The sequence below is a fragment of the Streptomyces sp. NPDC107517 genome, from assembly GCF_055582645.1.
On the sequence record NZ_JBVJPM010000006.1, the window covers coordinates 199172 to 224720 of the forward strand.

23 protein-coding genes and 1 pseudogene are annotated in these 25549 nt (G+C 69.7%); 15 read left to right on the forward strand and 9 right to left on the reverse strand.

What is annotated here, in order from left to right; all coding sequences use genetic code 11:
- Positions 1 to 120: 120 nt before the first annotated feature.
- The 3 genes from ACZ67T_RS16805 (at position 121) to ACZ67T_RS16815 (ending at position 3919) form a co-directional block, all read left to right on the forward strand.
- Positions 121 to 1056 carry an alpha/beta fold hydrolase gene (locus ACZ67T_RS16805; RefSeq protein WP_469984687.1) on the forward strand — a complete coding sequence of 312 codons (936 nt, stop codon included), beginning with the start codon at positions 121 to 123 and terminating at the stop codon, positions 1054 to 1056.
- 152 nt (positions 1057 to 1208) lie between these two features.
- Positions 1209 to 2495, forward strand: a complete 1287-nt coding sequence (locus ACZ67T_RS16810; RefSeq protein ID WP_469984689.1) for a nucleotide disphospho-sugar-binding domain-containing protein — start codon at positions 1209 to 1211, stop codon at positions 2493 to 2495.
- A gap of 89 nt (positions 2496 to 2584) precedes the next feature.
- The gene (locus tag ACZ67T_RS16815; RefSeq protein ID WP_469984691.1) at positions 2585 to 3919 is read left to right on the forward strand and encodes a wax ester/triacylglycerol synthase domain-containing protein; all 1335 of its coding nucleotides are present in this window, start codon (positions 2585 to 2587) and stop codon (positions 3917 to 3919) included.
- Positions 3920 to 4220: 301 nt separating this feature from the next.
- Here ACZ67T_RS16815 and ACZ67T_RS16820 read toward each other — a convergent pair whose 3' ends face one another.
- The gene (locus tag ACZ67T_RS16820; RefSeq protein WP_469984692.1) at positions 4221 to 5144 is read right to left on the reverse strand and encodes an SDR family oxidoreductase; all 924 of its coding nucleotides are present in this window, start codon (positions 5142 to 5144) and stop codon (positions 4221 to 4223) included.
- Between the two features lie 103 nt (positions 5145 to 5247).
- Here ACZ67T_RS16820 and ACZ67T_RS16825 point away from each other — a divergent pair, with 103 nt between their 5' ends.
- Positions 5248 to 5814 (forward strand): TetR family transcriptional regulator, encoded by a 567-nt coding sequence (locus ACZ67T_RS16825; protein ID WP_469984694.1) that lies wholly within the window; start codon positions 5248 to 5250, stop codon positions 5812 to 5814.
- A 20-nt stretch (positions 5815 to 5834) separates the two neighbouring features.
- Here the strand turns inward: ACZ67T_RS16825 and ACZ67T_RS16830 are convergent, their stop codons facing one another.
- Entirely contained in the window at positions 5835 to 7091 is a 1257-nt protein-coding gene (locus ACZ67T_RS16830) for an FUSC family protein (RefSeq protein WP_469985005.1), read from the reverse strand.
- 61 nt (positions 7092 to 7152) lie between these two features.
- Between ACZ67T_RS16830 and ACZ67T_RS16835 the strand changes: the two are divergent.
- Positions 7153 to 7559, forward strand: a pseudogene (locus tag ACZ67T_RS16835) (FAD-dependent monooxygenase); the annotation flags it as partial.
- 102 nt (positions 7560 to 7661) lie between these two features.
- Here ACZ67T_RS16835 and ACZ67T_RS16840 read toward each other — a convergent pair.
- From ACZ67T_RS16840 to ACZ67T_RS16850, 3 genes are all read right to left on the reverse strand, one after another.
- Positions 7662 to 8402, reverse strand: a complete 741-nt coding sequence (locus ACZ67T_RS16840) for a carbonic anhydrase (RefSeq protein WP_469984696.1) — start codon at positions 8400 to 8402, stop codon at positions 7662 to 7664.
- 205 nt (positions 8403 to 8607) lie between these two features.
- Positions 8608 to 9360 (reverse strand): class I SAM-dependent methyltransferase, encoded by a 753-nt coding sequence (locus ACZ67T_RS16845; protein ID WP_469984698.1) that lies wholly within the window; start codon positions 9358 to 9360, stop codon positions 8608 to 8610.
- A gap of 312 nt (positions 9361 to 9672) precedes the next feature.
- Positions 9673 to 10359: a TetR/AcrR family transcriptional regulator gene (locus tag ACZ67T_RS16850; protein ID WP_469984699.1), complete on the reverse strand. Its 687-nt coding sequence runs from the start codon at positions 10357 to 10359 to the stop codon at positions 9673 to 9675.
- A 151-nt stretch (positions 10360 to 10510) separates the two neighbouring features.
- Between ACZ67T_RS16850 and ACZ67T_RS16855 the strand changes: the two genes are divergently transcribed.
- The gene (locus tag ACZ67T_RS16855) at positions 10511 to 11374 is read left to right on the forward strand and encodes an NmrA family NAD(P)-binding protein (RefSeq protein ID WP_469984701.1); all 864 of its coding nucleotides are present in this window, start codon (positions 10511 to 10513) and stop codon (positions 11372 to 11374) included.
- Between the two features lie 111 nt (positions 11375 to 11485).
- On the opposite strand, the gene ACZ67T_RS16860 is transcribed toward ACZ67T_RS16855, so the two are convergent.
- On the reverse strand, positions 11486 to 12100 hold the full coding sequence (locus ACZ67T_RS16860) for a TetR/AcrR family transcriptional regulator (RefSeq protein ID WP_469985006.1): 615 nt from the start codon (positions 12098 to 12100) through the stop codon (positions 11486 to 11488).
- Positions 12101 to 12191: 91 nt separating this feature from the next.
- On the opposite strand from ACZ67T_RS16860, the gene ACZ67T_RS16865 reads away from it, so the two are divergent.
- The 4 genes from ACZ67T_RS16865 to ACZ67T_RS16880 all read left to right on the forward strand — a co-directional run bounded on the left by ACZ67T_RS16865 (position 12192) and on the right by ACZ67T_RS16880 (position 14858).
- The gene (locus ACZ67T_RS16865) at positions 12192 to 12638 is read left to right on the forward strand and encodes an HGxxPAAW family protein (RefSeq protein ID WP_469984703.1); all 447 of its coding nucleotides are present in this window, start codon (positions 12192 to 12194) and stop codon (positions 12636 to 12638) included.
- 114 nt (positions 12639 to 12752) lie between these two features.
- Positions 12753 to 13541 (forward strand): ArsR/SmtB family transcription factor, encoded by a 789-nt coding sequence (locus tag ACZ67T_RS16870; RefSeq protein ID WP_469985007.1) that lies wholly within the window; start codon positions 12753 to 12755, stop codon positions 13539 to 13541.
- Positions 13542 to 13604: 63 nt separating this feature from the next.
- Positions 13605 to 14162: a hypothetical protein gene (locus ACZ67T_RS16875; RefSeq protein WP_469984704.1), complete on the forward strand. Its 558-nt coding sequence runs from the start codon at positions 13605 to 13607 to the stop codon at positions 14160 to 14162.
- 123 nt (positions 14163 to 14285) lie between these two features.
- Complete coding sequence (locus tag ACZ67T_RS16880) at positions 14286 to 14858, forward strand: dihydrofolate reductase family protein (protein WP_469984705.1); 573 nt, start codon at positions 14286 to 14288, stop codon at positions 14856 to 14858.
- Between the two features lie 166 nt (positions 14859 to 15024).
- Here the strand turns inward: ACZ67T_RS16880 and ACZ67T_RS16885 are convergent, their stop codons facing one another.
- Together ACZ67T_RS16885 and ACZ67T_RS16890 are read right to left on the reverse strand one after the other, a co-directional pair.
- Positions 15025 to 15750 carry an aspartate/glutamate racemase family protein gene (locus tag ACZ67T_RS16885; protein ID WP_469984707.1) on the reverse strand — a complete coding sequence of 242 codons (726 nt, stop codon included), beginning with the start codon at positions 15748 to 15750 and terminating at the stop codon, positions 15025 to 15027.
- A gap of 76 nt (positions 15751 to 15826) precedes the next feature.
- On the reverse strand, positions 15827 to 17317 hold the full coding sequence (locus tag ACZ67T_RS16890) for an NCS1 family nucleobase:cation symporter-1 (RefSeq protein WP_469984709.1): 1491 nt from the start codon (positions 17315 to 17317) through the stop codon (positions 15827 to 15829).
- A gap of 313 nt (positions 17318 to 17630) precedes the next feature.
- Between ACZ67T_RS16890 and ACZ67T_RS16895 the strand changes: the two genes are divergently transcribed.
- A complete protein-coding gene (locus ACZ67T_RS16895) occupies positions 17631 to 19139 on the forward strand; it encodes an MFS transporter (RefSeq protein WP_469984710.1) in 1509 nt (502 codons plus the stop codon).
- A 99-nt stretch (positions 19140 to 19238) separates the two neighbouring features.
- On the opposite strand, the gene arcC is transcribed toward ACZ67T_RS16895, so the two are convergent.
- Entirely contained in the window at positions 19239 to 20168 is a 930-nt protein-coding gene (gene arcC, locus ACZ67T_RS16900) for a carbamate kinase (protein ID WP_469984712.1), read from the reverse strand.
- A 113-nt stretch (positions 20169 to 20281) separates the two neighbouring features.
- Here arcC and ACZ67T_RS16905 point away from each other — a divergent pair, with 113 nt between their 5' ends.
- From ACZ67T_RS16905 to ACZ67T_RS16920, 4 genes are read left to right on the forward strand one after another with little or no spacing between them, the layout of a single operon-like run.
- On the forward strand, positions 20282 to 21220 hold the full coding sequence (locus ACZ67T_RS16905; RefSeq protein ID WP_469984715.1) for an oxamate carbamoyltransferase subunit AllH family protein: 939 nt from the start codon (positions 20282 to 20284) through the stop codon (positions 21218 to 21220).
- Positions 21217 to 22764 (forward strand): acyl-CoA synthetase FdrA, encoded by a 1548-nt coding sequence (gene fdrA / locus ACZ67T_RS16910; protein ID WP_469984717.1) that lies wholly within the window; start codon positions 21217 to 21219, stop codon positions 22762 to 22764. Before ACZ67T_RS16905 ends, fdrA begins: the two co-directional genes overlap by 4 nt.
- Positions 22761 to 24194: a YlbE family protein gene (locus tag ACZ67T_RS16915; protein WP_469984719.1), complete on the forward strand. Its 1434-nt coding sequence runs from the start codon at positions 22761 to 22763 to the stop codon at positions 24192 to 24194. Before fdrA ends, ACZ67T_RS16915 begins: the two co-directional genes overlap by 4 nt.
- 31 nt (positions 24195 to 24225) lie before the next feature.
- Complete coding sequence (locus ACZ67T_RS16920) at positions 24226 to 25542, forward strand: cytosine permease (protein WP_469984721.1); 1317 nt, start codon at positions 24226 to 24228, stop codon at positions 25540 to 25542.
- Positions 25543 to 25549: the final 7 nt, after the last annotated feature.

A 25549-nucleotide genomic window follows, 5' to 3' on the forward strand; every position in this document is an offset into this window, starting at 1 on the left:
ATATCTTGACGGCATGTCACTGCACGGTTTTGTCGGGACCTGGGCCGGATCCACCACGCGGCGAAGGTGCCGAGGCGGTCCGCCGCGGGATCTGGTGCACGGAACGGGGGTTGAGGCCCCATGTCTGTGATGTCCCCGGCGCTCGCCGTCCCGAACACCCGCACCCGATCCGCCCTCGTGTCCCGCCACGAGTGGGAGGGATACCACTGCGAGTCACGGCTCGTCCGGGCTGCCGCGCCGCGTATCGCACCACTGGTGCTGGTCGGCGGCGCGTTCCAGACCAAGGAGAGTTGGGGGCGTCTGGAACGTGAACTGCTGGCGCACGTGGACGTGTTCACCGTCGACCTGCCGGGATGGGGTGCCGGGAACGTCCTGCCCGACCGCCATGGTGCGGACTTCCTCGCTGACGCCCTGGGTCACATGCTCGACGAGTCGGGGCTGACCTCCGTCAATCTCGTGGGCGGTTCCTACGGCACGGCGATCGTCTACCGCCTCGCGCAGCGGCGGCCGGAACTGGTCGAGAGAATGGTGCTGGTGGGCACCATGACGTCCATTCCCGGGCACGCCCAGGTAGCCATGCGCCGGACGCTGGACCTGCTCGTGGAGCGACGTATGGAGGAGTTCGCCGAGGAGACGGTCGCGTTCATGGTCAACGCCGACCGGATCGACTCCGTCACCGCAGGCTCCCGGGTTCGCCGCTTCCTGATGCGCCGGATGCTCAACCTGAGCGAGGAGGACGTCGCGAAGCACCTCGCCAACACGATGCGTCTGCTCAGGCACGAGATGCTCGACACGAGCCGGCCTCCGGCCATGCCCGTGCTGGTCGCCACCGGGGAGCACGACACGTTCACCACTCCGGACCTGTGCCGGCACCTCGCCGCGACGTGTTCCGACAGCTGGTTCACGCAGGTCGCGGACGCCGACCACATGCTTCCGCTGGAGCGACCGGTCGAACTCGCCGATCTGATCACACACTTCCTGTCGGGCGAGGCGTTGGAGCAGCTCGCGTACTGCCGCGAGGTCGAACGGACTTCCCTGCCCTGCCCAGCAAGGTGAGAACACCCGGCGGCGTCCCGGGCAGTACTTGATCATGTGACTCCCGGTCCGCGTGCTCGTTGGTGGCGTAGGAAAAACGCGAGTCGCGGCAGCCCAGCGACCTGGCAGGACCCCGGGTTGCGCGACTCCAGCCGAAAGGGGACCCGCACTCGATGCGCATCCAAGTCATTACGGTGGGGTCGACCGGCTCGGTCGCCCCGTACACCGGCCTCGCACATCGACTGTTGGCCGACGGGCACACCGTCGAGATCGTCACGCACGCCAAGTTCGCCCCGATGGTTGCTTGTTGCGGACTTCGCATGGAGCCGCTCGAAGCCGACCCCTTTGAGGCACTGATCAGCGCCCACCGGAGCACCAACGGCGGCGCCAAAGGTGGGGCGCGTCCGTCAAGCACTCCCCACTCGCGTCAGCTCCGGGCGCTCACGTCGCTACGGTCGCTCGTCCGGTCGACCGAACAGGCCATGCTCTCGCTGGTGGACCCCATCCTCGCCGCGGTGGATCCGAAGGCCGACCTCATCCTGTTGTCCACCATCGCGGCCCCGATCGGCGCGGCCATCGCGCGCTACCACGGCATTACCACCATGGGCGTCTTCCTTCAACCCGACGTACCCACAGCCGAGTTCACCCCGTGCACGATGGCCTGGCACGGCCCAGGCCGCACCAACCGGCTGCGGGGCCACGCCGCGAACGCCCTCTTCGACGCCCTGTACCGCACGGCCCATCGCGCCGTCCACGCCCGCCTGGGTGTCGACCACCGCAGCGCCCATCGCCTGCGCAGCGTGCGCGAGCGCAACCAGTGGCCGATCTGGCACGGCTACAGCCCGTGGGTCGTTCCACGCCCGGCGGACTGGCGGCAAGGGCTGCACGTGGCCGGCTACTGGTGGCCGCACGAGTGCCCGAACTGGCAACCACCCAGCCTGGTACGGGACTTCCTGGCCGCAGGACCACCCCCGGTACTCATCGGTTTCGGAAGCATGATGCCCGGTGACCCCGAGGAGCTCGGCCGGATCGCGGCGCAGGCTCTTCGGCGCGCGGGGCTGCGTGGGGTCGTCCAGTCGGGCTGGGCCGGTCTCTCGGTGGTCGACGACGACGTGATCACTGTCGGTGAGATCCCGCACAGCTGGCTGATGCCTCGGACGGCCGCGGTGGTCCACCACGCGGGCGCGGGCACCACTGCGGCCGGTCTCAGAGCGGGGGTTCCGGCCGTACCCGTCCCGGTCATGACCGACCAGCCCTGGTGGGCCGCCCGACTCGTGCAGCTCGGCGTGAGTGCGGAAGCCCTCCCCTGCACCGAACTGACCGCCGCACGGCTGGCCGGCGCGCTCACCCGCGCGACCCAGGACTGTGCGCTGTCGCGGAACGCCGCGGCAGCGGCCGTACGACTGGCGCGGGAGGACGGAGCGGGGGCCGTCGCCCGCGCGGTCGCCACGCTCGGCTGATCCGGGTCATCCGTGAGCGCCCCGGCCCGGCGCGCGCCGGACACACCGAACGGAGCAGGCCACCGCCGACAACAGCGTGAGGATCCCCCATGACGCAACAAGCCCCGCCACCACACCTCGCCACGCCGTTGGCATCCACCGAACACGACACCTCGCACCCCGGCACCCCTATGCCACCGCTGGACGCCTGGATGCACCGCCAGCAGAGCAGGGGCGGATCCAGCATGACGGCGGCGCTGCTCGCCTGGTTCGAGGGCCCTCCGCCCACTCTGTCAGCCCTTCGCCGCCTGGCCGGTGATCGCCTTGCGCGCTACGAGCGGCTACGTCAGATGCCGAGCGCACGCGAGACCGATCCCCCCTGCGAGAGTTGGCCGCTGTGGTCGACCGGTGGGCCCTTCGAGGCCGGTCACCACATCGCCGAGAGCCCCGACGTCACCGCGACGGGGCTCGAAGCGCACATCGCAGCCCTGTTCACCACACCGCTCGCCCCATGCCGCCCCCCATGGCAGCTGCACCTCATCCCCACCACGGGCGGCTTCGTCCTCCTGTTCCGCGCCCATCACGCACTGCTCGACGGCAGGTCGATCGCCACGTTGCTCCGCGCCCTTTTCGACGAGACCGGCGCCCTGCACCCTCCGCGAGCCGGCGGCCCGGCGACAGCGGACACACCGTCCCGATCCCGCCAACTCGCTTGGAATTTGGGCGACTTGCTTCCCAAGGCACGCCCACTGCCCTTTCACGGTCCGGTGGACCCTCACCGAGTCCTGTCCTTCCGCCAGGTGCCACGCAAGGAACTCGACGCGGCCCGCGACTCATTGCGCTCCGCCGGGTCAGCCGAACGCGCCTCCACCAACGCGGTCTTCCTCTCCGCCACGGCGGGAGCGCTGCGAACGATGGGCCTCACCGACCGGCCACTGTCGACGTGGCCCGGCGTCTGCGCCCTGGTCCCCGTCGACGTACGCACCCGTGAGGAATCACAGCTCCTCGGCAACCATTACGCCACCGTCCGGGTGCCGCTCCCCCGGCAACGGGACGCGCGGCTGAGACTCGCCGCCGTCGACTCCTTCATCCGGCGAAGCGCCATCGGCGCCAGGGCACGCGCCCAGGCCGGCGTGGTCTCATCACGACCACGCAAGATCACCCCTCTGAGCAACGCAGCGGGCCGTTACGTCGACTCACCCCGCTACTTCTCCCTCCTGTGCAGCAGCGTGTCCACACACGCCGGAGAACTCACTCTCGGACCGGCGCGACTCACCGCGATGGCGGGCATCCCACCGCTCGGCCCGGGCCACCCCCTCGCAGTCACCGCCATCCATCACGGCAGCACGTCGGTCGTCACCGCCATCACCGACCACAGCCACCGCCACCTGGCCCAAGCACTCACTGAACGAATCCACGACGAGATCGGCGCCCTGGCCAACTGAACGTCTCCAAGAAGAGAGGGTCTGCTGGCGTCTGTGGAGTCGAGGTGACGCATGTCGGCGTCAACCACTTCGCCCGTGAGCCCAGGCACTTCACCCGTAAGCCCTGGCCGGGGAAACGCGCACGACAGCGGGCAGCGGGGGATCGGCTCGCCGGCCGACACACCCGTCCCGTGCCGCCGGCCGTGCGGGGTCGGGCGTGGCGAGACAGATGCTCCGTCGACGCAGCGACCGTTCCACGTGAGACGAGCCCACCGAGCTGTGCCGCGATCGGCGTGCGTCGACGTCGGCCCCGCGGCTCGCGTCAGGAAGTAGTCGCCGGTGCCTGGAAGTAGTGCCCCTTGTCGAGGTCTTCGAGGAGGCCGGGCTGAGTCGGCTCCCAGGCCAGCAGTTGGCGGGTCAGCGTGTTCGACGCCGGGGCGTCGATCCCGACGAAGGCGCTGAGCCAGGTGAAGTGCTCGGCGGCGCTCTCGGGAGCCACGGAGGTCACCGGCACGTCGAGGTGGCGGCCGATCACTTCGGCGACATCGCGGATGGCGACGCCCTCCTCCGCGACGCCGTGCAGCACCGATCCGGCGGGGGCCTTTTCGACCGCGAGGCGGAACAGGTGGGCGGCGTCGAGCCGGTGGACGGCCGGCCAGCGGTTGGCGCCGTCGCCGAGGTAGCCGGAGACGCCCTTGGCGCGGGCAGTGGCGACCAGCGCCGCCATGAATCCGTTGTCCCCGTCGCCGTGGCAGGTGGGAGAGAGGCGCACCACGGACGAGCGCACACCCTGCGAGGCGAGTGCCAGCACCGCATCTGCGGTGGCCACGCGAAGGGAGATCGGCGAACCGTCGTTCGTGGCCTTGTCGTGCTCGGTCGACACCCGTCCGGGCGCGAGGCCGGCCACGCCGGAGGCGATGACGAAGGGCCGGTCGGTGCCCACGAGCGCGGCGCCGATGGTGTCCACGGCGCGGCGGTCCGCCTCCGCGGCCCCCTGGAAGTCGCCGGTGAAGGCGATGTCGTGCTTGAAGGCAAGGTGGATCACCCCGTCCGACGCGGCGGCCGCGTCACGCAGTACGTCGAGGTCGTCGACGGTGCCGCGCACGACCTCGGCCCTGGCGGCGGCGAGCGCGGCCGCGGAGGCGTCGGAGCGTGCCAGCCCGACGACCTCGTGCCCCGCGTCGATGAGCTCGGGAACGACGGCGGAGCCGATCCAACCGGACGCGCCGGTCACGAAGATGCGCATGAGAAACCCCAAGGAGTCGATGACAGGTGGCACACGGTGATGTCAGTACCTGTCATCAACGCTACACCTGATGTCATTCACTGTCATCACGTAAGATCTGGCCATGGGTAGATGGGAGCCGAACGCGCGTGGGCGTCTGGCGAACGCGGCACTGGAGCTCTACAGCGAGCGCGGGTTCGAGCAGACGACCGTGGCGGAGATCGCCAAACGGGCCGGACTCACGGAGCGCACGTTCTTTCGGCACTACGCGGACAAGCGCGAGGTCCTCTTCGCCGGCTCCAGCCGGCTGGAGGAGGCGCTCGTGCAAGCGGTCGCCGGCGTTCCGAAGTCTGCGGCGCCGATCGACGCGGTGGCCGTGGGCCTCGACACGGTCGCCGAGTTCTTCGCCGACCGCCGAGACTTCGCGCGGCAGCGTCAGGCCGTGATCATGGCGACCGCGGAACTCCAGGAGCGCGAGCTCATCAAGCTCGCCTCGATGTCGGCCGCGCTCGCCGACACCCTGCGCCGACGCGGCGTGGCGGAACCGGCCGCAAGCCTGACCGCCGAGGCGGGCGTCGCCGTCTTCAAGGTGGGCTTCGAGCGGTGGATCGGCGCGGCCGAGGACCGTGAGATGTCGCAGTTCATACGGGAATCACTGCACGAGCTCAGGACGGCGCTGACGGGCACCTGACCGGCGCCGCCCCCTCTCCGTCACGCGCCCTTCCGGCGTACGCGCGGCCTGTGCTCGCGGGCCCATCGCTGCACCCCGACCAGCGCCGGGAAGCGTTCGTGCAGCTGTACGGCGTTGCGGTCCAGTTCCTCCATCAGGCGCTGTGTGCGGTGTTCCGTGTCGAGTTCGGCGAGGATGCGATCGATCTCGGTGAGCAGAGCCCCCTGCAGCTGCCACTGGCTCGGGTCGTCCTGGACGGTGTCCAGAAGCAATTGCGCGACGTGTTCGCGCTGGGTATTGGCGGCGGCGAGGTGGCTGACCAGGCGGTCCTCGGCCGTTTCCGATTCCGAGCTGGTTCCGGTGCCGACGAGTACGGCGAAACTGACGACGGCGTCCGCGACGTTGCCGAGGAGATCACGCATGGCGTTCGACACCTCGGGCGCGAGCAGCGGCCCCTCCTCACGCTGTTTGGCCAGGTCCGTGAGGGTCCGGGCGATGACGCGCAGCACGACGGTGCAGATTTCGAGCGTGTCGAGGCCGGTCCGCAGCACCACGCGGTGCAGTCGCCCTTCCCGTACACGCGGATTGAGCCGGAGGCTGTCCTCGGCCTGCCGCAGGGAGGCGTCCACGTCGGCGATGTCCTGATCGAGGCGGCGCGCCTCGTGGAGCCGTGCCGCCGCAAGTGGCCAGTGGGTCTCCTCGTCGAGCTGGTCGCTGAGGTCGAGCAGCAGCCGGCGCATGCGCCGGGCGAGGTCCTCCAGGGCGTCGCCCGCGGTGTCCACCCAGAGGGGCGGGGCGAAGAAGAGGTTGAACGCGAGCCCGGTCAGGGCTCCGATCAGGGTTTCCAGTACGCGGTCCCATGCGCTCGATGCCACGCGGGTGACGCCGAGTACGAGCATGGCGCTGATCGCCACCTCGGGCACGAACTCGTTCGCGCGCACGAAGGGGCCGATGGTGAGCGAGGCCAGGATGATCAGCCCCAGACTCCACCAGGTCAGCCCTACCAAGGCGCTGAACCCGATGGCGATGAACACCCCGACGACCACGGAGTTGATGCGGCTGATGCTCGTCTTCACGGTCGCGTACAGGGTCACCTGCACGACGAGGAGAGCGGTCAGAGGGGCGGTGAGGGGGGCCGGTTCGCGGCTGAGGTGCAGGGCGATGACGTAGGCGATCGTCGACGCGGCCGTGGCCCTCAGCGTCTGCACGGCGACCGGGTGCCGCAGCCGTTTCACGAGCTGACGCCCGCTCGGGACACGGCTCAGCAGCTTCGCCAGCCGCTCAGGTACCAGGCGCATCTTCAGACCCTTCCCCGATCCGTGCGGCGCCTCCCGGCGGCGTAGACCGCCCGGGTCATGCCGGACGAGATCGCGGGTCTCCGGCACCGAGCCCCAGTACGTGGGAACGACGTTCATCGAGACCCACCTGTACGACGCCGACGAGCGGCACACCGCGGCGGCCGAAGCAACGGCGACGGCGGGATGTTCGCCCTCGCCCCGGGCAAGCGGATCTCCGCGCACCGCGAGGCGGGGAACATCCTTCACACGTACGTCCAGCTGTACTGCCCCGCCGAGTGGCTCCCGGGCATCGACTTCACCGACGCCACCGATGCCACCGCCGCGACCGCCCGCGTCGCGGGAGAGGTCGACGGGTGCGCGCCGGAACTCACCGCGCTGATCACCGACGGCGAGACGGCACCGGTCCCGCGCCCCGTCCACACGCTCCCGACCCGGCACCGGTGGGACCGCGTGCCCGGGGTGACGCTCCATCGACTTGCTCGCCGGCTGAAGTGCTCTGCGGCGCGAGTCTGTTCAGGGCGGGGTTCAAGGCTGATCGGTTCAAGGCTGATCGGTTCAGGGCGGATCCGTTCAGGAGGGAGCGCCGGCCAGGACTTCCACCTTGCCCGTGTCGAGTGAGTAGTAGGCGCCCACGACGGCGAGGTCCCCCTTCTTCACGAGAGGGGCGAGGTCGTTGTTGGTGCGCAGACCGGCCGCGGTCAAGGTGACCTGCGCGCGGGCCATGGTCTCTACGGGGTCGCCGCCGCCCTCGCGGACTGCCTGCTTGTACGCCGGTTGCAGAGCCTTGACGATCGCCTGCAGGTTGCCCGGCAGCGGCTTGTCGTCGCGCAGCGACTCGTACGCCGCCTTGACGGCTCCGCAGCGCTGATGGCCGAGGACCACGATGAGCGGGGTGCCGCTCGTCATGGGCCCGTACTCGACGGAGCCGATGACGACGGGCCCGACCGCCTCGCCGCCCGTGCGCATGACGTAGAGGTCGCCGAGCCCGGTGTCGAAGAGGAGCTCGGGCGGTACGCGGGAGTCGATGCACGAGAGGACCGATCCGTACGGCTCCTGCTGCTGAGCCACCAGCTCGCGCCGGTCCGGATCCCGGTCGGGGTGCTGGAGGTCTCCGCTCACCCAGCGCTTGTTGCCCTCCATCAGTCTCGCGAAGGCCGCCGCGGGCGTGGAGGGCCTCGGAATGGGCGTGGTGCTGCTACTGGTCGGCGCGGTGACGGCTTTGGTCGGTGTGCACCCCGCCAGCGCGACCGTGGCACTCGCGAGTGCGCCGGCGAGCAGAAGTCGGCGGTCCGGAGATGCTGCTGTGTCCATCGGTCGTTCCCCTCGGTGCCGCGTGCCGCTCGCACACGCCCATGCGTTCTCACAGGGGCGATTGTGCTGCCAGGTGCGGCCGACCTGACGACAGGCACGAGCGGGCGCGCGGCACTTTGCCACCGGGCGGGCTACAGGGCAGGCATCTGTGAGCCGTGCCGGCTGCAGAGACGCTCGGGCGGCGGCGCCGGGATCCGGTCGGTCCTCAGGCGCGGCAGCGCAGCATCTCCAGCGGGGGGTTGGCGAGGAAGTCCGCCCAGAAGTCCGCGCCGAACTCGCGCACGCCGGCGTCGGACACCTTCAGCGGGACCCACGTCACCTCACCGAATCCGGCCGCCCGCAGGCACTCTTCGTAGACCTCGCGGCGCGGGCACGTGGTGACGAACGAGATCGGCCCGACCGGCGGCTCGAGCAACGCCGAGATCCGGACGCGCGGTCCGGTCTCGGCCTCCTCGCCGGTGAGCTCGGCGCGGAAGCCGTACTTGTCGAGTGACGGCCCGTCGAAGCGGTGGTCGGGTGCCTGGTTGAGCAGGAAGAACTCGGCGCCGGGCGCCAGGTTGCGGTGCACGTTGCGGCACATCCGCTCGAAGGCGGCGATGCTCTGCGCGTAGTTGAGCAACTGGACGGCTGTGGCGATGTCGAAGCGCCGCCCGAGGGGCCGCAGTTGGGACACATCGCCCACCTCGTAACGCACGCCCAACGGATCGCGCTGCTCCAGCTTCTCGGCCACGGCGACCATTTCACCGGAGATGTCGATTCCGAGCACCTCCGTGGCGCCGCGCCGCTTGAACTCCCTGCTGTAAAAGCCGGTACCGGAGGCCAGGTCGAGGACCGACTTGCCGCGCACATCGCCGACCATGCCCAGGAAGCCGGGCACCTCCCCGTACTGCGCCAGCGGCAGGGCCTTGAACCCCTCGAACGCCTCACCGATCTCGTCGTACTGCTGCTGCACGCTCACCGTGATGTCCTCCCCTGCGCTTGGTCATCCCCTTGGCCCGGCCCCCGTTCCCCCCGGAGACGCCGCGGCCACTGACGGGAAGTCTTCCCGCACCCCGGCAGACGGTCGTACTGGCAGAAGCCACAAGATCCGGGCATCGACGCGGTGTTCGGGTACAAGCGGGCACGGGACACGGACGGCGAGGTGCTTGGCACCAGCGGGCGCAGGACGAAGCGAGATGCTCGGCGCAAGCAGGCGCAGGACACGGCGCGTTGCCAGGCACAAGCAGGCTTCGGCTGCCGGAGCGCGTACGGGCTGGAGTGGCCCGGCGGGTCAGCCGTCGGCGGCGAGACGTTCCAGCCACTCGGTCAGCAGGCGCTCCTCCGCTCCGCTGAGGGTTGTCTGTTCAGGCAGCGCGGCACGCAGGGCGCGCGCCGCGCCGGCCGGGCCGGCGGCCTGCACGGCCGGCTCCTCGTTGGTGACGGTGGCGACCATGGACTCTCGAAGCGTGGTCAACAGGGCCGGATTGCGCTGCTCCTCGGGCAGTGACAGCCAGGTGAGGACCGCGCCGCGCGCCGTGGCGTGGATGATCATGGCGGCGAACTCCTCGTCGACCCGCAGCCAGCCGCCGGCGGCCAGCCGCCGGATCCGCCCCATGAGGATCTTCATGCCCGCCTCGAACGCGGCCGACGAAGTGGTCGTGGGTTCGCTGTACATCAGCGTGTAGAGCGCGGGGTTGTCCAGCCCGAACTCGACGGCCAGATCCCAGCCGGCCCGCAGATCCTCGATCGGGTCCTGCGGATGCGGGGCCACGGTCTTGCCCGCGAGGAACTTGGCGAAGCCGTGCTCGGCCACCGCTTCGAGCAGTCCGTCCTTGTCGCCGAACAGCCGGTAGATAGCGGGCGGTTGCAGGCCGGCGGCGACCGCGACGGCGCGCGTCGTGACCGCGTCACGACCCTCGCGCGCCAACAGATCCGCGGCAGCCTCGATCACCCGCTGCCGGGGCTCTTCGCGCGCCATGGGTGCGGGCGTCTCAGAATCGACGGCGGCCACGCCGCGGCTGCCTCGTGAACGTGGTGGCATATATCAACGGTACAGCAGGAGCGATACCATCGTTAATATCGCTGATACGCTAAATCAGATTCCGCTGGAACCAAGCGTTGGAGCAACCATGATCATCGTGACCGGAGCGACCGGAATGCTCGGGCGTCAGATCGTCGAGAGCCTGCTGACACGCGCACCCGCGGAGCGGGTCGGCGTCAGCGTCCGCGACCCGCAGAAGGCCCACGACCTCGCAGACCGGGGGATACGTGTACGGCAAGGGAGTTTCAGCGACACCGCCGGTCTCGCTCACGCCTTCGAGGGCGCCTCGCAAGTGCTGATCGTCTCCGTCGACAAGATGGGCGAGGAGGCCGTGCGGCAGCATCGCGCCGCAATCGCGGGCGCGGTTGCGGCGGGCGCCCGGCGCATCCTCTACACCAGCCACATGGGCGCGAGCGCCACGTCGCATTTCGAGCCCTGCCGTGACCACGCCGCCACCGAAGAGTCCCTGCGGACCTGCGGCGTGCCGTACACCGCGCTGCGCAACGGCTTCTACGCCACGAGCGCGCTGCAGTTCCTGGGGCACGGACTGGAGTCCGGTGAGGCCGAACTCCCCGCGGACGGGCCGGTGAGCTGGACCGCGCACGCCGACCTCGCCGACGCGGCGGCCGCCCTCCTCGCCGACGAGGGCCGCTTCGACGGCCCGACCCCGCCGCTCACCGCCGCGCAGGCACTGACCTTCGCCGACATCGCCGGCATCGCGTCGCAAGCGCACGGCCGCAGCGTCAAGAGGATCACGACACCTGACGACGCGTTCCGCGAGCAGCTCGTGGGCCACGGCGTCCCCGCCGAGACCGCCGACCAGCTGCTCGGTGTCTTCACCGCCAGCCGCGCGGGCGAGTTCGCAACGGTCGACCCCACTCTGGCCAACCTGATCGGGCGCGAACCGACCTCCCTGAGCACGGTGCTGCGCGAGCGCCTGGGCCACAACTGATCCACACCCGTATGTGTGTTGAGCGTCGGGCCCGTCGACGGCAGGCTCAGTCGCGCCGGCGGGTCGCGGTGGCGGGCGTGGGCGCCAGGACGAGCCGGACAGGGATGGGCGTCAGTCGCCGCTCGGCCACGCGGCCAGCGCCAGCTCGGCCACCTGGGACAGCTCCTCCCTGCCGGCTCCGTCCCGTGCGCGCTGCGAAAGCCCCTGCACGATCGTGGCGAAGTACGACGCCAGGGCCGACGCATCGGTCCCAGGCTGCAGCTCCCCGTCCCCCTCGGCCCGGCGCAACCGCTCCTCGATGGCAGCGACGCCCACGTTGCGCACGTCGCGCAGGAACTTCGCGATCTCCTCGTCATGCACGGTGACGTTGGTGGCCGCGCTGATGGCCAGGCAGCCCGGCGGGTGCGACGGATCCGCGTAGATCGCCGCCGCCTCACGCAGGATCCGGGACACGGCCCCGCGGGCCGTCGGCTCCTCGGCCAGCGCACGAGCCGGGAAGGACCCCATCGGCGACCGCCCGTACACCTCGACGGCCTCCCTGAACAGCGCCTTCTTGTCGCCGAACGCCGCGTAGAGGCTGCCCGGGCGGATGTCCATCGCCACCGTCAGCTCACCAAGAGACGTCGCCTCGAAGCCTCGCTCCCAGAACAGCCGGATGGCCGCCCACAGCGCCGCGTCCCGGTCGAACGTGCGCGGACGCCCTCGTGCCTTGCTCATGCTCACCATTCTAGAGCGTTCACTCAAAAACTCATGCTACGGTCCTTTCTTGATCGGTCACTCAACAAATAGCGAACTCCATCAGGGAGGCCCTCAGCCCATGAACGGGCAACTGGACGGACACCGGAACGGGCCACTCGACGGGCCACTGGCGAGGCGCCCCGGCGGACAACCCGGTGGGCAGGCCACCGCACACCACCGCGATGAGGGGCACACCGTCGCCGGGTGGGCCGGCTTCGCGGTCGCCACGGCCGGGGCGATCGTCACCGGGCTCGGCATCTGCGGCTGGCGCCCGGGGATCTGGCTGGGGATCTGCGTCCTGGCCGCGGCGGCGCCGATCACATGGGGTCTGCACATCGCGGGCTGGGGCAAGCGTCCAGGCCCGCGACCTGCGGATCACAGAGGCCGGGACCGCGCCGCGCGCGACGGGCACGCGGACTGCCTCGGGTGCCGGCTGGCGGGACGACGCGGTGTTCCGACACGCCCGGAATCCTCCGCCGAACCCACCGCCACGCCCACACTCACACCGCCCACCGTCGACCTCTGACACGGGAGACGGCCAGGACGCATACCGGGTGTCCATGAACCCGCTCCTCGCCACCACTGGCATTATGCAGGTGAATACCTGCATAATCGGAGTGTGAGTTTCGAAGCGACTGCGATGGACCAGGTCTTCAAGGCGCTGGCCGACCCCACCCGACGGCGGCTGCTCGACCGTCTGCGCGAGCACAACGGCCAGACACTGCGCGAGCTGTGCGACCGCCTGGAGATGGCGCGCCAGTCGGCCACCCAGCATCTCGACATCCTCGGGCGGGCCGGCCTCGTGACCGTCGTCCGGCGCGGACGCGAACGGCTTCACTACCTCAATCCGGCCCCGATCCACGAGATCCAGGAACGCTGGATCTCCGAGTTCGACAGGCCCCGGCTGCAAGCGATCAGTGCCATCAGGAACCAGGCAGAGGAGTACGCCATGACCAGCGGATCAGCATCCGTACCGTCCTACGTCTACGTCACCTACATCCGGGCCGGTGCGGAGCAGGTGTGGCAGGCGCTGACGGACGCAGACCTGACAGCGCGCTACTGGGGACACGCCAACGTCTCCGACTGGGAGCCGGGATCGGCCTGGGAGCACCGGCGCGTCGACGGATCGGGGGCCGTCGACGTCGTCGGTCAGGTCCTCGAAGCCGAGCCTCCGACGCGCCTGGTCATCACGTTCGAGGACACCCCGGATGCCCGGACGCGGCGCGACCCGTCCGTCGTCACCTTCCTCGTCGAGCCGCACGAAGACATCGTCCGGCTCACCGTGACCCACGAGAACCTTCCCGACACGGAGATGCTGAACGGCATTTCACAGGGCTGGCCGGCCGTCCTGGCGAACCTCAAGTCACTGCTCGAGACCGGCGAGGTGCTCCCGCAGGCACCGTGGGACATGGCCGGCACCCACGCCTGAAGGGGCAGGCACGACGCCCCCTCCCCCCCGGCACCCCTCGCAGGACTGACGACAGGAGACGTGATGGCCACCATCCCTCTTAGGGACGCCTACCGCACGCTCCTGGAGGCGGCCGCCACAGTGGCCGGCTCCGGGGACGCGATGCCCGTCCCACCTACCGGCGAATGGAACGCCGACCAGATCCTGGCGCACGTAGCCATCGTCAACGCCACCACCATCGCGACCGTCGCCGCCGCGTCCGCGGGAGCACCCACCACGTACGACAACCGCATGGCACACGACACCTGGACCATCGAGCGCGTCATCGGTCTCGCCGGCGGCAACGCAGGGCTCCGTGAGCGCGTCCGCCTCCAGGCCGACGCGCTCTGCGCCCTCGGCGGGCCGATGCTGAGCGAGACCGAACTCAACACGCTGGTGCCCGCCTTACTGCTGTCCCACGACAAGGTCCAGGTCAATCAGCCCCTCCCGCTCAGGGATCTCATCACCGGTCTGGCGGAGGTGGAACTGCCCGGCCACACGCGGCAACTCCTGTCCCTGCTGCCGCCATCGGGGACCGGTATCCAAGGGGTGCCGGCCGGCACCTTCCACCAGGTGGCTCCGTCGTCGGACACCAACACCTGAGCGGCCCGGTGCGCGCCGATGATTTTGTGCGGGCTCCGCAGTCATTCAGTCAGTGACAGTGGAGATCCGCGGGCGAGCAGCCGCGGCGGCCGGCCATGAAGAAGCACACAAGGAGACCGTGAGATGCGCACGCTGATCAGCACCGCCTTCGTCTCGCTCGACGGCGTCGTCGAGGCCCCGGGTGGCGAGCCCGGCTACCGGAACTCCGGATGGACCTTCAAGGAGGTCGAGTTCCTTCCGGAGGCGTTCGAGATCAAGGGCCGCGAGCAGGAGGAGGCCGCCGCCATGATGATGGGCCGTGTCAGCTACGAGGCGTTCAGTCCCGTCTGGCCCGGCATGGAGGAGTTCGCCCGGTACAAGGTCATGCCGAAGTACGTCGTCTCCACCGGCCTCACCGAGGACGATCTCGTCGCGGACTGGGGCGAGACCACGATCCTGCGCTCCCTCGACGAGGTCGCCGCTCTCAAGGAGACGGAGGGCGGGCCGATCGTCATCCACGGCAGCGCCGCCCTCAACCGGAGCCTTTCCGACGCCTGCCTCATCGACCGCTACCACCTGCTCGTCTTCCCGCTGCTGCTCGGCGCGGGCAAGCGGCTGTACAGCGCCACGGACAAGGACACCCAGAAGCTCAAGCTGGTCGGGTCCGAGGCGTACGCCAACGGCGTGCAGAAGCAGGTGTTCGACGTCGTCCGATGACAGCAGCCGATGACGGTTCGAGCGGGCTGAGCCGCGTCGACCTCTTCGGGGGGCCGGCGGACAGTCCAAGCGGCCTCCCCCGCTGACGGTGACGCCCGGTCGAGCGGTATCTGTGTTCGTCACCGCCCGCATGACGTCACCGCGCGAAGCGGGCCCGGCCCCTTGTTCAGGCGGCCCGCGGCGGCCAGTTCCTGATGGCCTTCGTACGCGGCGCCGCGTACGTGCGCACCTTCGAGGTGGAGAGGCCGAGGCGGACGAGCGACTCGGCGATGGTGACGGCCGCCGCGACGCCGTCGACGACGGGGACACCCGTGCGCTCGACGACGCGCTCCGTGAGTCCGGCCATGCCGCCGCAACCGAGGCAGATCACTTCGGCCTTGTCACGTTCGACTGCCTGGGCCGCCTGTTCCACGATGGCCTCGACGGCGGCTTCCGCGTCGCTCTCCAGGTCGAGTACGGCCATTCCGCTGGCCCGCACCGACGCGCAGCGGTCGGCGAGACCCGCGAGCTTGAGGCGGTCCTCGATGAGCGGCACGGTCCGGTCGAGCGTGGTGACCACCGAGTAGCGGTGGCCGAGGAACTGCGCGGTGCTCGCGGCGGCTTCCGTGATGTCGACGACGGGAACGTCGAGGAGTTCCTGGAGCCCCTCGCGACCGTGCTCGCCGTACCCGGCCTGGATGACGGCGTCGAAGGGGTGCGGATAGGAGCGGACCGCCTCCATCACGGCGACGGCCGCGAGGTAGCTCTCGTAGTTGCCCTCCACGGACTCGGCCCCGAACGGCGGGGTGAGGGGCACGATCTCCGTGCCCGGTGAGGCGACGGCGGCGGCCTGGGCGCCGATGCTCTCGGTCATCGAGGCGGTGGTGTTGACATTGACGACGAGGATGCGCATTTCTTGGCTTTCTCTGCTGAGGCCGGCCTGGGCCGAAGGTGGTACGAGGGTGGTGCGGGGGCGTGGCGCGGAGTCGTCAGGCGGCGTCGACCGCGATGGCCTCACCGTCGACGTCCCGGGTCGCCTGCTTGCGGTCGGCGAGGACCAGGTAGACGACGGCGGAGAGGACCGCGCCGATGAACCAGGAGAACCCCGAAACGGACTTGAAGGCGGGGACGAGCGCGATGACGACGGCGACGGCCGCGGCGGGCACGAAGGCGCCGATGGCCTTCAGGTGGAACCCGCGCTGGTAGAAGTAGTCGCCCTGCCGGTCGTCGGTGTAGAGGTCGGGGACGTTCACACGGGTCCGGCGGACCAACCAGTAGTCCGCCATGACGACGCCGAAGACGGGGCCGAGCAGTGCTCCGAGGCCGCCCAGGAAGTAGTTCACGACGGTCGGGTTGTCGTAGAGGTTCCACGGCAGGATGACCAGGCCGATGACGGCGCTCACCACGCCGCTGCGGCGGAAGTCGAGCGTGCGCGGGAAGAGGTTGACGAGGGCGTAGATGGGCGCCACGAAGTTCGCCATGAGGTTCACCGCGATCGTCAGCGTGATGAACGCGAGTGAGGCCGCCGCCATCAGGTACGTGTTGGGGATCGAGCGCACGATGTCCTCGGGCCCGGTGATGACCTCGCCGTTCAGCTTGAACTGGGCCCCGCTGAGCACGACCACGATGCCGGCGAAGAACAGCATGTTCACCGGGATGCCGACGAGGTTGCCGCGCACGATCGCCCGACGGCTCTTCGCGGAGCGGGTGAAGTCACAGAAGTTGAGCACGAAGGTGCCGTAGATGACGACCCAGAGTGCGGCGCTCTCGAAGATCTGGCGCCACATGTCGAGGCCGCTCGGCGCGTGCCCCGTCGACAGGGCGATGGAGCCGTCGGCGCGGATGAACATCCAGATCGCCAGCGCGGACATGGTGATCAGGATCGTCGGCGCCGCGAACGCCATGTACTTGCGGATGAGTTCCATGCCGTAGCTGACGATGACGACCTGAATGACCCACAGGGTCAGGAACGTTGCCCAGCCCAGGGTCGACAGCCCGAGGATCGAGTTCTCGTCGAGCGAGCGCAGGCCGGGGAAGAGCACCTTGACGAGCGCGCCCAGCACGGACGCCGCCAGGTACGTCTGGATGCCGAACCACGCGATGGCCACGACGCCACGGACGACGGCCGGGATCTGCGCTCCCTTGACGCCGAAGGAGATGCGGCTCATGACGGGGAACGGGACACCCGTCTTGCTGCCCATGTATCCCGAGAGGGTCAGGAGCAGGAAGAGCAGCGCTGACGCGATCGCGAAGGCGGCCAGGATGTTCCAGACGCTCATCCCCAGGGCGAACAGGCCTATCGCGAAAGCGTAGTTGCCGAGGCTGTGCACGTCGTTGCCCCAGAGGGTGAAGACGTTGTACGCGCCCCAGCGACGACCTTCCTTCTTCGTGGGGGCGAGGTCGGGGCTGTACAGCCCGGGGCTCGTCCGGGGTTTCCCGTCGACCGCAGCGGTGGGTGGCGTTTTGTGCACGGCGGCCATGACACACTCCCGGCGTTTCCGTATTGCGGAATTAACTTTCCTTGTTTCGGAACGGGAGATTACGGGGGGCGGTAGGGGCGGTCAATAGGTCGCTGCCCAGAATTTATGCGCAGCCGCGCAACGCTCCATCGTGACATCTCTCACGGCGTGAAGATTGCGTGAGCAAATTGTTTCCGGGCGGCGCAGGCCCGCGAACCGCCCATTGCCACCCCACACGCCCGCGAGCAGGCTTTTTGCATACCAGTACATGGGTCACACCGGATCCATGGGTGTGACCTTTACGTTCACCTGTGTTTTGGTATACAAAATCTGCATGCCAGCTCCACCGCCCTCGCCCGGCACCCAGAAGGAACAGCCCCCGGATCCCCGGCGCTGGTGGGCCCTGTGCGTCCTCGGCCTGGCCCAGCTGATGATCCTGCTGGACAGCACCATCGTGAACGTGGCCCTGCCGTCCATCCAGACGGAGTTGGGCATGGCGGACGGCGATCGCCCATGGGTCGTCACCTCTTACACGGTCGCGTTCGGCGGGCTGCTCCTGCTCGCGGGCCGCATCGCCGACCATGCGGGCCGCAAGCGCGCCTTCGCCTCGGGCCTGCTCGGTTTCGCGGTCGCCTCGGCGGCGGCGGGAGCCGCTCCCACGGCGCAGGCTCTGTTCGCCGCCCGCGCCGTACAGGGCGCCTTCGCCGCACTGCTGGCGGCCTCGGCCCTCGCCCTGGTGGCCACGACCTTCACCGACCCGCGCGAACGCCGGAAGGCCATCGCCGTCTTCGGCGCTCTCGGCGGGGCCGGCGCCTCCCTCGGCGTCGTCCTGGGCGGGCTGCTCACCCAGTGGCTCGGCTGGCGCTGGTGCCTGCTGGTCAACGTACCCATCGCCCTCGCCGCCCTGCTCGGCACGCTGTGGACACCGCGCGACCGCGCCCAGCGCCTGACCGGCCGCATCGACATCGCGGGAGCGGTGCTCGGGTGCGGTGGCCTGACGACGGTGGTGTACGGGTGCAGCCAGGCGGAGGCTCAGGGCTGGACGTCTCCCGGCGTACTCGGCGTGCTGCTCGCCGGGGCCGTGCTGTTGACGGCTTTCGCCTGGTGGCAGACGCGGGCCGCCGCACCGCTGCTGCCTCCGCGGCTGATGCGCGACCGCCGCCGAGTCGCCTCACTCCTTGCCGGCAGCTCACTGATGGCGGGCCAGCTGTCCGTCGCGCTGTATCTCACGTACTACCTGCAGACCGTTCTCGACTGGTCCGCCCTGGCCGCCGGCCTGGGCTTCCTGCCCATCAGTCTCGTCACCACCGCGACCGCCACCCAGCTCGGCACCCGCCTGCTGCCCAGGCTCGGACCGCGCGTGATGATGACGGCCGGGCTGTGCATCGCGGCGTGCGGGCTGTTCCAGCTCACGCTCCTGGACCCGCATTCCACGTACGCCGCGCACGTCCTCCCCGCGCTGATCACCTTCAGCGTCGGCCAGGGTGGCAGCTTCCTGGCCATCATGACCGGCGCCACCTCCGACGTGCCCCCGCAGGACTCCGGCATCGCCTCGGCGACGGTCAACTCCGCGCAGCAGATGGGCGGTTCCATCGGGTCCGCCGTGTTCAACACAGTGGCCGCGAGCGCGGCAGCGGCCTTCCACGGGAGCCGGCGCGCCGCCGCGCTGCACGGCTTCACCTCGGCCATCTGGATCCCCCTGGCCCTGCTCCTCCTGGCCGCGGTCGCGACGGCCACGCTGGCCGGCCGTCAATCTACCCGCGTATATGCGCACGCAAATACTTTGCACCGCAATCCTGAAGGGCTCGCAAAAAGGCAGGGAAGCGGAAGTCGCGGCGCTTGACGCGGAGAAATAGAAGGTAATCCCGAAGGTGTGGTCCGACTCCCCCAGCGGGCAGCCGGACCACTACCGTCCGTGAATTCCTCAACAGGCTCCCTCGGCTCAGGCGAAGACGATTCCGTCCGCGACATCGGCCCGGATCTCCGTGCCCACCCGGCGCTCCAACAGGTCGTCGATCCGTTCGAGCGGTCCGATGAGCGCGCGTCCGCCGGCCTTCGCGACCCGCACCGCGGCGTCGACCTTCGGCTTCATGGACCCCTCGGCGAAGGCCAGTTCGGAGATCGCTTCCGGGGATGCCGTCAGGATGTCCCGCTGCTCGGGCGTCCCCCAATTCTCACTGACGTAGTCGCCGTCCGTGAGCATGACCAGCATGTCCGCCTTGAGCTCGGCCGCGAGTGCCGCGCTGGCGAGGTCCTTGTCCACCACGGCCTGCATGCCGGTCTGGCGACCCTTGCCGTCGATCTTCACGGGCACGCCTCCGCCACCGACACAGACGACGAGCCGGCCGTTCTCCAGGAGCATCCGCACCAGCGGTGCCTGGACGATGCGCCGCGGGACGGGAGACGGCACCACGCGCCGGAACGCCGCACCGTCGCGCGCGATCGTCCACCGGTACTCGGCCGCCGCCTCAGCGGCGTCCTGCGCGGAGTACTGGGGGCCGATCAGCTTCGTCGGGCGCTCGAACGCCGGGTCCGCCTCGTCGACCTCGGTGGTCGTGACGACCGCCGCCACCTCGCGCTCCCCGGCGAGAGCGTTGGAGAGCTCCTGCTGGATGACGTAACCGATCATGCCCTGCGTCTCCGCACCGAGGATGTCCAGCGGGTACGCCGCCACGTCCTGGTAGGCGAGGTTCTGCAGAGCGAGCAGACCCACCTGGGGTCCGTTCCCGTGAGTGATGACGAGCTCGTGCTGACGTGCGAGGCCGGCCAGTGCCTCGCACGTGGACCTCACGTTCGCGCGCAGATGGTCGGCGGTCATCGGCTCTCCCCGACGGGCCAGCGCGTTGCCTCCGAGAGCCACGACGATGCGCATGGATTCCCTCCACAGACTTGTTCGCTTCCCCATTGTCAAATGGTATACCAGTGAGCGAATGTTGAGGGGAACCCATCACGCCCCATGGGCACGGTGAGGGCGAGGAGAGTGCAGTGACTTCTCTGTGTACAGCCACCGAGCTGCGCGCCGTGTCCGGCGACGCCGCTCTGATCGCGCACCTGCGCGCACTTCGCGGGCAAGGCGTCGTCGAAGGCGTCTTCCACCGTACGGTCAATGTACTGACCCCTGGTGACAGGCTCATCGCCCTCGCCGCACGAGGCGGTGGTGACGCTCCACGGACCCTCGTCACCGATGCGGACGGCTGGTCGGACCGGGGCATCGCGGCGAGTCAGACCGTGGAGTTCGCGCCGGGGGTCATCACCGTCCGTGCGGCGCGCGGACGCCTGCGAGTGCGTACGGAAGGTGCAAATGAATGGCATCCCATTCTGCCGTCGCTCGCGGCGCTCGGCCCGGACGAACTCGCGACCGCCGCCTCGGCTCTCGACCGGCTGATACGCGCGCACGGCTCACGCGGCGGCATGCTCGGTCCGACTCCCGCCGCGTCGTCGATGGAGGTGGCCGTCACCCGGGCACTCGCCGATGGGCGCGACGTCCTCACACGCGCCATCAGGTCCGGGGACGACACCGGCATGCGCGGCGGCGTCCTGGCACTCCTCGGACTCGGCCCGGGGCTGACGCCCGCGGGCGACGACTTCCTGACCGCGTTGGCCCTGCTGTCCTCGCTCCCCGGCAGCGGGCTCGGCCCGTTCGGGCGGGCGCTCCAGGGCGTCCTGCTCGAACACCCCGGCCGCACCACGCGGTTGGGTTTCGCCGCGCTCGACGAGGCCCTGACGGGACGGGCCGGCGACTCACTGCTCGACGTCCTGCACACGCTGGCCCGCCCCGACCGGTGGGGCGAAGTACACGTGACGCGATCCATCCGCACCCCGGTCCGACATGCGCTGGCCATCGGCCACACGTCCGGCACCGACACCTTGTCCGGTCTCGTGACCGGGCTTCGCCTGGAGAAAGAACTGCGAGGTTCGCTGTGAGCATCACAGCAGTCGTCAAGAAGAACACCTACTTCGACTCGGTGTCCCTGATGTCCGTCTCGACCCGGGCGAATCAACTGCCCGGCGTGGAGCAGGCGTTCGTAGCCATGGGCACCGAGATGAACAAGGGCGTGCTGAGCAGCCTCGGCCTGCTCACGGCGGATCTCGGTGCCGCGGGCACCGGGGATCTCATGATCGTCGTCGCGGCGGGTGAGGGAGCCGATCAGACAGCGCTGCTGGCGGAGGTCGAGGCACTCCTCGTACAGAAGGCACCCAGTGCGAGCGGTGCGGACACGGTCACGTACCGGACGGTCGACAGTGCCGCGCGCGGCATCCCCGGGGCGAACCTCGCGATCGTCGCGGTCAACGGCGCGTACGCGGGCCGCGAAGCCCGCAAGGCGCTGGAGAACGGCCTGCACGTGATGGTCTTCAGCGACAACGTCCCGATCGAGGAAGAGGTCCGCCTCAAGCAACTGGCGCACAGCAAGGGCCTGTTCATGATGGGGCCCGACTGCGGCACCGCGATCATCAACAACGTCGCGCTGTGTTTCGGGAACGCCGTGCGGCCCGGCACCGTCGGTGTCGTCGCGGCATCCGGCACCGGGGCACAGGAGGTCAGTGTCCGTATCCACGCGCTGGGCGCGGGCATCTCGCAGCTCATCGGCACGGGCGGCCGAGACCTGAGCGAACAGGTCGGCGGCATCATGATGATCGACGGGATCCGGGCCCTTGCCGACGATCCCGGCACCAGCGTGATCGTGCTCGTCTCCAAGCCGCCCGCCCCGGCTGTACAGGACAAGGTGCTGGCCGAGATCGCGGGCGCGGGCAAGCCCGTCGTCGTCTACTTCGTCGGCGGATCCGAGGAAGCGGTGACCGCGGCCGGCGGACACTTCGCCGCGAGCACCCAGGACGCGGCGCTCCAGGCCGTCCGCCTCGGGTTCGACTCTCATGCTGCCGTCGAGGAACTGGCCGCCAAGCAGGTGGACGAGGTCTGCGCCCGGCTCGCGCCTGAACAGCGTTACGTGCGCGGCCTGTTCTGCGGCGGGACCCTGTGCGACGAGTCGATGTACGCGCTGCTGGAAGTCAGCGACAACGTATGGAGCAACATCCAGAAGGACCCCGAGCGCCGTCTCACGGCCGGCAGTCCCAGCGTCGGGCACACCTTCCTCGACTTCGGCGACGACGACTTCACCAACGGCCGCCCGCACCCGATGATCGACCCGTCGCTGCGCCTGGCGCGCCTCGTCCAGGAGGCCGCGGACCCCCAAGCAGCCGTCATCCTCATGGACTTCGTCCTCGGCTTCGGCGCCCACGAGGACCCCGTCGGGGTCACGCTCCCCGCCATCGCGCAGGCCAGGAAGATCGCCTCCGACGCGGGCCGTCACCTGGAGATCGTGGGCTACGTCCTGGGCACCGACCTCGACACCCCGGCCCTCGCGGAACAGGTCGCGGCCCTCGAGGCCGCCGGAGTCACCGTCACCCGCAGCAGCACCGAGACGGGCCACTTCGCCCGTGAGACCGCCCGGAAGGCACACCGCGCATGAGCACTCAGGCCACCAGCCTCTTCACCAGCGACCTCAGCGTCGTCAACGTCGGACTGGCCATGTTCGACCGGGACCTCACAGCCCAGGGCGCGCAGGCCACGACCCTCGACTGGACTCCGCCGGGCGGCGGCAGCCCCGAGGTCCTCGCGGCACTCGACACGCTGGAGGACCCGCGCGTCGCCGAGCGGACCGAGGCGGCCAATGCCGAAGCCGTCGAACGCATCATCGGCGCCCGCCCGATGCTGGTCGGCTTCGGCCGGGCCGTCGACGTGGTGCCCGGGATGACCCCGACGACGATCCTGCACGCCGGACCGCCGATCACCTGGGAGCGTATGGCGGGCGCCATGAAGGGGGCCGTCACCGGCGCCCTCGTGTTCGAGGGCCTGGCGCGTGACCTCGACGAGGCCGAACGGCTCGCGGCATCCGGCGAGATCACCTTCTCGCCCTGCCACGAACACGACTGCGTCGGTTCGATGGCCGGTGTCACGTCCGCGTCGATGTACATGCACATCGTCCGCAACGAAACCCATGGCAACACCGCCTTCACCAATCTCTCCGAGCAGATGGCGAAGATCCTGCGCATGGGGGCGAACGACGAGAGCGTCATCGAGCGCCTGGTCTGGATGCGGGACGTCCTCGGCCCCGTGCTCAAGGAGGCCATGGAGATCGGCGGCCCCGTCGACCTGCGCCTTCTGCTCTCCCAGGCGCTGCACATGGGCGACGAGTGCCACAACCGCAACATCGCGGGCACTCTGCTCCTCACTCAGGCCCTCACTCCCGCCCTGCTGCGGACGAGCTTCACCACCGAGCAGAAGAAGGAGGTCTTCGACTTCATCGCCAGTTCGGACTACTTCTCCGGACCCACGTGGCTCGCCATGGCCAAGGCCGCCATGGACGCCGCTCACGGCATCGAAGGTTCGACGATCGTGACGACGATGGCCCGTAACGGCGTCGAGTTCGGCCTCCGCGTCAGCGGCCTGCCCGGGAACCAGTGGCTCACGGGCCCGGCCCAGCCGGTCATCGGGCCGATGTTCGCCGGGTTCAGGCCCGAGGACGCCGGTCTGGACATCGGTGACAGCGCGATCAGCGAGACGTACGGCTTCGGCGGGTTCGCCATGGCGACCGCACCCGCCATCGTCGCGCTCGTCGGCGGAACCGTGCGGGAGGCCGTCACCTTCACCCGGGACATGGGCGAGATCACGACGGCTGAGAACCCGAACGCCACCATCCCCGCCCTGGGGTTCCAGGGCATCCCCACCGGCATAGACGTCCGCAAGGTCCTGGCCACGGGGATCCTGCCGGTCATCAACACGGCGATCGCCCACAAGGAAGCGGGCATCGGGATGATCGGCGCCGGCATCACACACCCGCCCGCCGCCGTCTTCGAGCAGGCCGCCATAGCCCTGGCCCTTGCCAGCACGGTCGCCTGACGGCGCGCCGACCCACCCACGGAGGCCAAGGATGAACAGACGCGATCCCGCCGCGGCGGACACGGCCCACGCGGGCCTCGAGCTGGACCCGGAGTACGAGCACACTCCCGTTCCGACGGAGAGCCGCAAGTCCCTTCTCACCGTGTCGGCCGTGTGGTTCGGGTTCCCGATGATCCTGACCAACGCCGTCCCCGGCGGAATCGTCGTCGCGCTCATGGGCTTCTGGCGCGGTCTGGCCGCCATCGTCGCCGCGAACCTCGTGATGCTGGTCTACGTCGGTCTGCTCAGCCACCGGGCGGGCAGCACGGGCGAGAGCTTCTCCCTCCAGGCGACCAAGACGTTCGGGAGGGTCGGCCACGTCGTCGCCTCCGGTTTCCTCGCGACGGTCGTCGTCGGCTGGTTCGCCTTCAACACCGGCGCCACGGGTGCCACCCTCCACCAGGCGTTCGGCTGGCACGAACAACTCGTCGCCGCCGTCGCCGGGGTCGCCTTCGTCGCGATCACGTTCCTCGGCATCCGCGCCCTGTCCTGGCTGGGCGCGGTGGCCGCCCCGCTGTTCATCCTCGTCGGCCTGATAGCCCTGGTGATCGTCTCCAGGAACCACGACCTCGCGACCGTCCTCGACTACCAGGGCGTCGGCGGGAACAGCGCCCTCACGTTCGGCGCCGCCGTCTCCCTCATCATGGCGACCTTCGCGGACTCCGGAACGATGACGGCCGACTTCACCCGCTGGTCCAAAAACGGCAGACAGGCCGTCATCGCGACGGCCACCGCGTTCCCCGTGGCGAGTCTCGTCGCCCAGGTCACCGGAGGGATCGTCGTCGCGGCCGGCGCCGTCGCCTCGGCCGGCACGGTCGGCGGCAACTTCCTTCCCATCCTCACCGGCGGTCACGGCATCGCCCTGGACGTACTGGCCGCGGTGTTCGTCTTCGTCAACCTCGGCTCGGTCTGCAGCCACTGTCTCTACAACGGGGCACTCAGCTGGTCGCATCTGACCCGTACGCGGATGCGCGTGATGACGCTCGTCCTGGGGGCCGTCGGCACGGTCGCCGCCCTCGCCGGTGTCTGGGACCACTTCCTCGACTGGCTGGTCGTCCTCAGCGTGTTCGTCCCACCGCTCGGTGGTGTGCTGATCGCCGACCAGGTGATCCTGCGCCGTCGGCTCGACGCGCGCGCCGCGGCGGCGGTACGTCCCACCGCGTTCGCCGCGTGGGCCGCCGGAGCGGCGGCCGGCGGGCTCGTGCACTGGTACGCGCCGCAGTTCTCCGACGCGGTCACCGGCCTGCTCGTCGCCCTGATCGCCTATGCCGCACTGGAGGGGATGCCCGTACGAAGCCGGAGTGCGTGATGGCGGA